Annotated in this window: 11 protein-coding genes; 6 read left to right on the top strand and 5 right to left on the bottom strand. The window is 72.2% G+C overall.

Annotated elements, in window-relative coordinates; all coding sequences use genetic code 11:
- Positions 1 to 218 precede the first annotated feature (218 nt).
- Positions 219 to 422 carry a hypothetical protein gene (locus AB0H32_RS44540; RefSeq protein ID WP_361134208.1) on the bottom strand — a complete coding sequence of 68 codons (204 nt, stop codon included), beginning with the start codon at positions 420 to 422 and terminating at the stop codon, positions 219 to 221.
- A 9-nt stretch (positions 423 to 431) separates the two neighbouring features.
- Entirely contained in the window at positions 432 to 1,070 is a 639-nt protein-coding gene (gene cofC, locus AB0H32_RS44535; RefSeq protein ID WP_361134205.1) for a 2-phospho-L-lactate guanylyltransferase, read from the bottom strand.
- A gap of 198 nt (positions 1,071 to 1,268) precedes the next feature.
- On the opposite strand from cofC, the gene AB0H32_RS44530 reads away from it, so the two are divergent.
- From AB0H32_RS44530 to AB0H32_RS44520, 3 genes are all read left to right on the top strand, one after another.
- The gene (locus AB0H32_RS44530) at positions 1,269 to 2,156 is read left to right on the top strand and encodes a lysophospholipid acyltransferase family protein (RefSeq protein WP_361134202.1); all 888 of its coding nucleotides are present in this window, start codon (positions 1,269 to 1,271) and stop codon (positions 2,154 to 2,156) included.
- Complete coding sequence (locus tag AB0H32_RS44525; RefSeq protein WP_361134199.1) at positions 2,153 to 3,163, top strand: NAD(P)H-dependent glycerol-3-phosphate dehydrogenase; 1,011 nt, start codon at positions 2,153 to 2,155, stop codon at positions 3,161 to 3,163. Before AB0H32_RS44530 ends, AB0H32_RS44525 begins: the two co-directional genes overlap by 4 nt.
- Positions 3,164 to 3,233: 70 nt before the next feature.
- Positions 3,234 to 4,391 (top strand): D-alanine--D-alanine ligase family protein, encoded by a 1,158-nt coding sequence (locus AB0H32_RS44520; RefSeq protein ID WP_361134196.1) that lies wholly within the window; start codon positions 3,234 to 3,236, stop codon positions 4,389 to 4,391.
- Positions 4,392 to 4,479: 88 nt separating this feature from the next.
- Here the strand turns inward: AB0H32_RS44520 and AB0H32_RS44515 are convergent, their stop codons facing one another.
- Both AB0H32_RS44515 and AB0H32_RS44510 read right to left on the bottom strand, forming a co-directional pair.
- A complete protein-coding gene (locus tag AB0H32_RS44515; RefSeq protein ID WP_361134193.1) occupies positions 4,480 to 4,995 on the bottom strand; it encodes a DUF3515 domain-containing protein in 516 nt (171 codons plus the stop codon).
- A 20-nt stretch (positions 4,996 to 5,015) separates the two neighbouring features.
- Positions 5,016 to 5,249: an Lrp/AsnC ligand binding domain-containing protein gene (locus AB0H32_RS44510; RefSeq protein WP_003997603.1), complete on the bottom strand. Its 234-nt coding sequence runs from the start codon at positions 5,247 to 5,249 to the stop codon at positions 5,016 to 5,018.
- Positions 5,250 to 5,454: 205 nt separating this feature from the next.
- Between AB0H32_RS44510 and AB0H32_RS44505 the strand changes: the two genes are divergently transcribed.
- Both AB0H32_RS44505 and thiD read left to right on the top strand, forming a co-directional pair.
- Positions 5,455 to 6,420: a thiamine-phosphate kinase gene (locus AB0H32_RS44505; RefSeq protein ID WP_361134190.1), complete on the top strand. Its 966-nt coding sequence runs from the start codon at positions 5,455 to 5,457 to the stop codon at positions 6,418 to 6,420.
- Positions 6,417 to 7,202, top strand: a complete 786-nt coding sequence (thiD, locus tag AB0H32_RS44500; protein ID WP_361134188.1) for a bifunctional hydroxymethylpyrimidine kinase/phosphomethylpyrimidine kinase — start codon at positions 6,417 to 6,419, stop codon at positions 7,200 to 7,202. Before AB0H32_RS44505 ends, thiD begins: the two co-directional genes overlap by 4 nt.
- 223 nt (positions 7,203 to 7,425) lie before the next feature.
- On the opposite strand, the gene rpmB is transcribed toward thiD, so the two are convergent.
- On the bottom strand, positions 7,426 to 7,611 hold the full coding sequence (gene rpmB / locus AB0H32_RS44495) for a 50S ribosomal protein L28 (protein WP_009190838.1): 186 nt from the start codon (positions 7,609 to 7,611) through the stop codon (positions 7,426 to 7,428).
- 256 nt (positions 7,612 to 7,867) lie between these two features.
- Here rpmB and AB0H32_RS44490 point away from each other — a divergent pair.
- Positions 7,868 to 8,826 (top strand): DAK2 domain-containing protein (locus tag AB0H32_RS44490; protein WP_361134184.1); only part of this gene is annotated, 959 nt, incomplete at its 3' end.

Raw genomic sequence — 8,826 nt, 5'->3', positions numbered from 1 at the left:
CCCAAAGACGCCCCCCCCAAACATCTCCACGGCCCCAAACACCCCCCCAAACAACCCCCCCCCCCCCACGGCGTCGTTGGACACCCGCCCACTCCGCCGGGCCCGCACCCCCCTGGGCCCCCCGCCCCGCGGCGTGTGTGCCTCATGGACGCGTGTGCCGGTGGCCGCAGGGTCCGTGGAGCGGCGTCCGCGGCCGGCGGGAGCCGCAGGGGCCGTGGTCAGAGGGTCTGGAGCGTCACGAGGGTGATGCGGACGGCCGTGCCCTCGCCTTCGGTCTCGATCCGCACCCGCTGCCCCGGCCGCAGCAGTCGCAGCCCGCCCGCGTCGAACGCCGCCGCGTCGAAGGGCACCGGGGTGCCGTCGTCGAGCAGCACCTCGCCGCTGCGCGTCTCGGAGTCGTACGTGTATGCGGTCGCCTGCATGGCCGCAGCCTACTGCCCGGGGGCCGGCAGGTGTGCGCTCACCGCCGCCGTGTGCGGGCCCACTCCCAGTGCGAGCGCCGCGCGCAGGTCCTCACCGGTGTCCACGTCCTGCCGTACCGAATCGACGCCGGTGAGCCGGAGTTCCGTGGCACCGGAGGCGCGGTGCCGGTTGCGGGAATCGATGCCGAAAACCGGGTGCAATGCATGGCCGGGGGCCGCGGCCAGCAAAGTGGTGCCGAGTTCGGCCGCGTCCGCGAGGAAAGCCCGCGGGAATTCGGTCGCCGCGGCCAGCACCCGGGACAATTCCCGGGGGCGCAGGGCCGGCAGATCGGCGTTCAGGGCCGCGACGGCGGCACGGGGGCGCATTTCCCGCACGGAGGCGGCGCCGTGCGCCAGGGCGGCGTTCAGGCCGCTTCCCGGCGCATCCGGGACGATCCGGGCGCCCAGTGCGGCCAGCTCCCGCCCCGCCAGCTCGTCGTCCGTGACGACCGCCACATCCGCGACCACCCGGCAGGCCAGCGCCGCAGCCACCGTGTCCTGGGCGAACGCGAGGGCCAGTCCCGGACGCACCCCGTCGGCGGCAGTGTCCGCCAGCCTGCTCTTGGCCCGCGCCAGAGGCTTCAGGGGGATGACCAAGCTCCACTGCACCGGCGTACCGCCCCTCTCTCGTCGCGCTCATTGTCACCCGTGCCGTCCGGCACGCCGGGATCGGGGAGATGCGTGTGCCCCGTCCAAGGACGGTGGCGGGTGACGGGCGGGCGTACGGTGTTCTCGACAGACCGGCGGCCTGGGGCGACACTTGTGCGGCCCCCGGGTCCCGAGCAAGTCCTAGAGGAAGGTGTCCGCGTGTCCCGCCGCAGAATCGGGTTCTGGTACCGCTTCGCAGCGGTCCTCTGCAAACCACCGCTGGTGGTTCTGATCAAGCGGGACTGGCGTGGAATGGAGCACATTCCGGCCGACGGTGGATTTATCACCGCGGTGAACCACAATTCCCATGTGGACCCCTTCGCGTACGCGCACTATCAGTACAACACCGGACGGGTTCCGCGATTCCTGGCGAAGAGCGGGCTTTTCAAGAAGGGATTCGTCGGTGCCGCGATGCGCGGCACCGGGCAGATTCCCGTCTACCGCGAGAGCACGGACGCGCTCAGCGCCTTCCGGGCCGCCATCGACGCCGTGGAGCGCGGCGAGTGCGTCGCTTTCTACCCCGAGGGCACCCTGACCCGCGACCCGGACGGCTGGCCGATGACCGCGAAGACCGGCGCCGCCCGCGTGGCCCTGCAGACCAAGTGCCCGGTGATCCCGGTCGCCCAGTGGGGCTGCAACGAACTGCTGCCGCCCTACGCCAAGAAGCCCCACCTCTTCCCGCGCAAGACCCATCGCGTCCTCGCGGGCCCGCCCGTGGACCTCTCGCGCTTCTACGACCAGGAGATGACCGCCGACCTCCTGAGGGAGGCCACCGAGGTCATCATGGCGGCCATCACCCGCCAGCTGGAGGGGATCCGCGGCGAGAAGGCCCCCGAGACGCCCTACGACCCGCGCCGCGAGCGGATCGAGCAGCGCCGCAAGACCCACGCCCAGACCGGGCAGGAGGCCCCGCGGACGAGCGGCGAGGCCCCGGGGACGGGTGCGGGAGAGCGGGCCGAAGAAGAGGTCCCGGTGACCGGTCCGCAGGCCGCCCGGGCCGGCACGGACGTCTCGCGCAGTGGCGCGGAAGAGGAGAGCGGCAAGTGAGCAAGCCATTCCGGGCGGCCGTGATGGGTACCGGCTCCTGGGGCACCGCCTTCGGCATGGTCCTCGCCGATGCGGGCTGCGAGGTGACCCTGTGGGCCCGCCGCCCCGAGCTGGCCGAGGCGGTCAACTCCACGCGGACCAACCCCGACTACCTGCCCGGCGTAGAGCTCCCGGAGAACCTGCGCGCCACCGCGGACGCGGCCGAGGCCCTGCGGGACGCCGACTTCACCGTCCTCGCCGTCCCCTCCCAGACCCTGCGCGCCAACCTCGCCGAGTGGACCCCGCTGCTGGCGCCCGGCACCGTGCTCGTCTCCCTGATGAAGGGCGTCGAACTCGGCTCTGCCATGCGGATGAGCGAGGTCGTCGAGGACGTCGCCAAGGTCGGCGCCGACCGCATCGCGGTCGTCACCGGCCCGAACCTGGCCCGCGAGATCGCCGCCCGCATGCCCGCCGCCGCCGTGGTGGCCTGCACCGACGAGCACGTTGCCCAGCGGCTCCAGGCCGCCTGCCACACGCCGTACTTCCGGCCGTACACGGAGACGGACGTGGTCGGTTGCGAGCTGGGCGGTGCCGTGAAGAATGTCATCGGCCTCGCCGTCGGCATCGCGGACGGCATGGGGCTCGGCGACAACGCCAAGGGCTCGCTCATCACGCGCGGCCTGGCGGAGACCGCCCGCCTCGGGGTCGTGCTCGGCGCCGACCCGCTGACCTTCTCCGGGCTCGCCGGCCTGGGCGACCTGGTGGCCACCTGCTCCTCACCGCTGTCCCGCAACCACACCTTCGGCACCAACCTGGGCAAGGGCATGACCCTGCAGGAGACCATCGCCGTCACCCGGCAGACCGCCGAGGGAGTCAAGTCCTGCGAGTCCGTGGCGGATCTGGCCCGCCGGCACGGCGTCGACATGCCCATCACCGAGACGGTCGTGGACATCGTGCACGAGGGCAAGCCGCCGGTGGTCGCCCTCAAGGAGCTGATGTCGCGCAGTGCGAAGCCCGAGCGACGCTGAGCGACGCCCCTGTTCCGGCAGCCCGTCGGCGCTGTATCAGGGCTCTACCACCGGGTACTCTCAACGCGATATGAGCACCGAGAACCTCCCCCAGAGCCCTGAGCAGCCCGCACGCAAGCCCCGCGTGGCCGTCGTGTTCGGCGGGCGCAGCTCCGAACACGGGATCTCCATGGTCACCGCCGGCGCCGTGCTGAACGCCATCGACCGGTCGAAGTACGACGTCCTGCCGATCGGTATCACCCGGGAAGGCCGTTGGGTGCTGACGGCCGACGAACCGGAGCGGATGGCCATCGCCGACCGCCGCCTGCCCACCGTGGAGGAGCTGGCCGAGTCCACCGAGGGCGGCGTGGTGCTCCCCGTCGACCCCGGCAGCCGCGAGGTCGTCTACAGCGAGCCCGGATCGGTGCCCAAGGCCCTCGGTGAGGTCGACGTGGTCTTCCCGGTGCTGCACGGCCCCTACGGCGAGGACGGCACCCTCCAGGGCCTCCTGGAACTGTCCGGAGTGCCGTACGTGGGCTCGGGTGTGCTCGCCTCGGCCGTCGGCCAGGACAAGGAGTACATGAAGCGGGTGTTCACCTCCTTCGGGCTCAAGGTCGGCCCGTACGTGGTGATCCGGCCGCGCGAGTGGGAGCAGGACGAGTCCGCCGCCCGCAAGAAGATCGTCGACTTCGCCGGCGAGCACGGCTGGCCGCTGTTCGTGAAGCCCGCGCGCGCGGGCTCCTCGATCGGCATCACCAAGGTCGACGACCTCTCCGGCCTGGACGAGGCGATCGCCGAAGCACAGGCGCACGACCCGAAGATCCTGGTGGAGGCCGCGGTGCGCGGCCGCGAGATCGAGTGCGGCGTCCTGGAGTTCGAGGACGGGCCGCGCGCCTCCGTCCCGGCCGAGATCCCGCCGCCGGACGCGCACGCCTACTACGACTTCGAAGCCAAGTACATCGACTCCACGCCCGGCCTCGTCCCGGCCCCGCTCACCGACGAGGAGACCGCCGAGGTGCGGCGGCTCGCGGTCGAGGCGTTCGAGGCGGCCTCCTGCGAGGGCCTGGTCCGCGCGGACTTCTTCCTCACCGAGGACGGCGAGTTCGTGATCAACGAGATCAACACCATGCCCGGTTTCACGCCCATCTCGATGTACCCGCAGATGTGGCAGGCCACCGGCATCAGCTACCCGGACCTGGTGGACCGCCTGGTGCAGGCCGCGCTGCGCCGTTCGACCGGGCTGCGTTAACGCTCCGCCGGGAGGCCGGCGCATGTCTGCGGGCCCGTTGTGGCTGGTCGCGCAGTTCCCCGCGCCCCTGTGGGGTGCGGCCGCACCGTCAACGCATGGAGGCGATCCCCTTGGGGATCGCCTTCTTCACGGCGAGCGCCAGTCCGGTGAGCACCGGCGTGCCGTCCTGTCCCGACATCCCCTTGGGCAGGCTGACCTGCACATACGCCACGCGGTTGGCCGTGGTGAACCGCCAGCTGCCGTCGCTCTGCTTCTCCATCAGCCAGTCCACTCCGTCGACCCCGCCCGCGACGGCGTCGGCGTCCCCGCCCTCGGCCACCTTCGGGTCGACCATCTTCGGCGGCCGCACGACACCGCAGCGCAGTATGATCGCCGGGCTTCCCCAGCCCGCCGTGTGGGCGGACCGGGGTGCGGGGTCGTTACGGCTCCGTCCGTCGAGCTTCTCCGGCAGCGCCCGGTGCAGATCCCGGCACACCGGCGCCGTACGGGCGTCGGGGCTGGGAACCGCGACCGGGGCGCTGTCGTCTGCTGAGGAGCAGCCCGCGACCGCGATCAGCAGCGCGGGCGCGAGCAGGCCGAGAGGCCGGCGACGGAAGATGTTCACCGGCCAAGGGTAGACGGGGGCTACAGATGCACGACCGGACAGGTCAGGGTGCGGGTGATGCCGTCCACTTGCTGGACCTTCGCGACCACCATGCGACCGAGGTCGTCGACGGTGTCGGCCTGGGCGCGCACGATGACGTCGTACGGTCCGGTCACGTCCTCGGCCTGGATCACTCCAGGGATCTTGCTGATCGTCTCGGCGACGGTCGACGCCTTGCCGACCTCCGTCTGGATCAGGATGTACGCCTGTACCACGGAACCTCCAGGGCGGCCACGAGGATCATGTGGGGAAAAGGAACGCCACGGTATCGCGTCGCCGGTCCTCGCGGGGAGACCCACGGGAACCAGGCTTGCGCGCCAGGGTGCAGGTACGACGGAAGTTGACGGTTACCTAGACCGTATCGGGGACACTGATGACGCGCGACCGGGCACGACACGGGACAGAAGGGGAGCAAGGGCAATGAAGGGCACTGTTGGTGAGCTGGGGGAGTTCGGGCTCATCAGGGAGCTCACCTCCCGTCTCACCACCACCCCGGCGGTCCGGGTCGGCCCCGGCGACGACGCCGCCGTGGTCGCCGCGCCCGACCGCCGGGTGGTGGCGAGCACCGACATCCTGCTGGAGGGCCGGCACTTCCGCCGCGACTGGTCCACGGCGTACGACGTCGGACGCAAGGCGGCCGCGCAGAACCTCGCCGACATCGCGGCGATGGGCGCCGTACCGACGGCCCTGCTGCTCGGCCTGGTCGTCCCGGCCGAACTCCCGGTCACCTGGCCGAGCGAGCTGATGGACGGGCTGCGCGACGAGTGCCAGGTCGCGGGCGCCTCCGTGGTCGGCGGGGATGTCGTGCGCGGGGACACGATCATGGTGTCGATCACCGCGCTCGGCGATCTGCGCAACCAGGAGCCGGTGACCCGCGCCGGCGCCCAGCCCGGCGATCTCGTGGCCGTCACGGGCTGGCTGGGCTGGTCCGCGGCCGGCTACGCGGTGCTCGCCCGGGGCTTCCGCTCCCCGCGTGCCTTCGTCGAGGCCCACCGGCGTCCCGAGCCGCCGTACCACGCGGGCCCGGCCGCCGCCGCGCTCGGCGCGACCGCGATGTGCGACGTGAGCGACGGGCTGATCGCCGACCTCGGGCACATCGCCGAGGCCAGCAAGGTGCGCATCGACATCCGCTCGGGCGCGATCGACATCCCCACGCAGATGAACGACATCGGGCAGGCCGTCGGCGTGGATCCGCTGCAGTGGGTGCTGACCGGGGGAGAGGACCACGCGATCGTGGCGACCTTCCCGCCGGACACCAAGCTGCCGGCCCGCTGGAAGGTCATCGGCGAGGTCCTCAACCCCTCGGCGCTGCCCCAGGTGACCGTCGACGGGGCGCCGTGGACCAGCAAGGGCGGCTGGGACCACTTCGGGGACATCGAGTCGTGATTGCCCGGGTTCTCACGGTCGCGGGGTCGGACTCCGGCGGCGGGGCGGGCATCCAGGCCGACCTGAAGACGATGCTGGCGCTCGGCGTGCACGGGATGAGCGTGATCACGGCCGTGACCGCGCAGAACTCCCTGGGCGTGCAGGGGGCCTGGGAGCTGCCCGTGGAGGCGGTGCGGGCGCAGTACCGCAGCGTCGTGGAAGACATCGGCGTCCAGGCAGTGAAGACGGGGATGCTGGCCTCGGCCGAACTGGTCGAGGCGGTCGCCGAGTTGATCTCCGGCACGGACGCGCCGGCCGTGGTGGACCCGGTGGGCGTCTCCAAGCACGGCGACCCGCTGCTGGCCGCCTCCGCGCTCGACTCGGTCCGCACGAGGCTGCTGCCGGCGGCGACCGTGGCGACTCCCAACCTGGACGAGGTGGCCCGGCTCACGGGGGTGCGGGTCGAGTCCGAGGACGATCTGCGACGGGCTGCGCGGGCCGTGCTGGAGTACGGGCCGCGGTGGGTGCTGATCAAGGGCGGGCATCTGCCCGGGGACGCCGTGGACCTGCTCACGGACGGCCACGACGAGTACCTCCTGCGCGCACCCCGCCACGACAACCGGCACACCCACGGCACGGGCTGCACGCTCGCCTCGGCGATCGCGTCGGGGCTGGCGAAGGGGCTGGCCGTGCCGGAGGCCGTCACGGAGGCCAAGGCGTACGTCACCGGGGCGATCGCGGCCGGGTTCGCGCTGGGCGCGGGGATCGGGCCGGTGGACCACGGGTGGCGCTTCAGGCACTGATCCGGGCGGGTCGGCGAGGAGCGCGACAGGAACTGCCCCGGGTGGGACGCCGAGGAGCGCGACGGGACCTGATCTGATCCGGGCGGAACGCCGGTGGCTCGGCAGGACCTGATCCGGGCGGAACGCCGACGGCTCGGCAGAAGGCACGGCAAAAAGCCGGCCCACCCTCAGGTGGACCGGCTCAGTGCAGCGAACCAGACAGTGGCCGCGCGCGGATGTAACGTCAGCGCGAGACCTTGCCGGCCTTGATGCACGAGGTGCAAGCGTTCACGCGCTTCGGCGTCCCGCCGACCACGGTACGCACACGCTGGATGTTCGGGTTCCAGCGACGGGACGTACGGCGGTGCGAAAACGAGATGTTGTTGCCGAAGCCCGGCCCCTTGCCGCAGACGTCGCAGTTGGCAGCCACGGGTCACTCCAAAGACTTCAGATGCACTTACGGATAATCCCGGCATGCCGGGATCGAGATCGCAGGATCAGAGATCTGAGTGGCGCTGCCAGGGGAACGGCCCGATGTGGATCGGGCAACCGGAGCAGCATACAACGACTGCGCCAGCACAACGAAACTACCATGGCAGCTCAGGGGCCCGCTCCCGGCCCTCTTCCGGAGCACACCACTCCGGGGTCTACGCTGCGTCCACGTCCAGCCAGTCAGGGAGGCGCAGGTGGCGCAGGTGCCGCAGACATTCGATGCTCTCGCGGTGCGCACCTGGTGCGGTCTGGCGCTGGGGGCGCTCGGGAGGGCGCGCGAGGAGATCGACGCGATCAACGTCTATCCGGTGGCCGACGGGGACACCGGAACGAATCTGTACCTGACCCTGGAGTCGGCGGCGACCGCCGTGGAGGCCGTGTTCGCCGGGTACGGGACGGGCGCGCAGGAGCCGTCGCTCGCCGACGCCGTGCGCGCGATGGCCCACGGGGCGCTCATCGGGGCCCGGGGCAACTCCGGGACGATCCTCGCCCAGCTGCTGCGGGGCATGGCCCAGGTGCTCGCCGCGCGCGAGGCGGGCGAGGCGTCCCGCATCGACGGCGCCGGGCTGCGACTGGCCCTGCGGCACGCAGCCGACTCCGCCCGTGAGGCCGTGGCCCACCCGGTCGAGGGCACGGTGCTGACGGTCGCCTCGGCCGCGGCCGACGCCGCCGAGGGGGCCGAGGGGGACTGCGGGACGGTCGCGCGGGCCGCCTACGAGGGCGCCAGGGCGGCCCTGGCGGCGACTCCTGGCCAGCTGGCAGTGCTGGAGCGGGCCGGGGTGGTCGACGCGGGCGGCAGGGGGCTCGTGGCGGTGCTGGGGGCACTGGTGGAGGCGTTCACGGGGGAGGCGGTGCGGGAGGCCGAGGCGGCAGGTGAAGCCTCGGGGATACGGGAGGCCGAGGGGGTGCGGGAAACCGAGGGGGTGCGGGAGGCCGCCGCAATGCCGTCGCAGTTCGTCTCCGGAGCAGTCCGCGGAGCTGTTTCCGCTTCCGCATCCGGTTCCGGTTCCGAAGCTGTTTCCCGCCCCGCTTCCGCTTCCGCTTCGGCTCCCGGCGTGCACGCGGCGCTGGAGGCCGGGAGGGCGGGGGAGCTGTGGACGGAGGGTGGCGGGGCCGCCGGGGCCCCCAACGACGGGGAGTATGTCCGGGAAGG

The sequence above is a fragment of the Streptomyces sp. NPDC020362 genome (assembly GCF_040642095.1).
Classification (GTDB): domain Bacteria; phylum Actinomycetota; class Actinomycetes; order Streptomycetales; family Streptomycetaceae; genus Streptomyces.
The sequence above is the reverse complement of the archived record's forward strand: the minus strand, read 5'-3'. Positions and strand labels throughout refer to the sequence as shown.

Bases quoted from the DNA above. Each gene is read 5' to 3' on its own strand.
- AB0H32_RS44505 (WP_361134190.1), top strand. From the start codon at position 5,455: ATGAAGGGCACTGTTGGTGAGCTGGGGGAGTTCGGGCTCATCAGGGAG.
- AB0H32_RS44540 (WP_361134208.1), bottom strand. From the start codon at position 422: ATGCAGGCGACCGCATACACGTACGACTCCGAGACGCGCAGCGGCGAG.
- AB0H32_RS44520 (WP_361134196.1), top strand. From the start codon at position 3,234: ATGAGCACCGAGAACCTCCCCCAGAGCCCTGAGCAGCCCGCACGCAAG.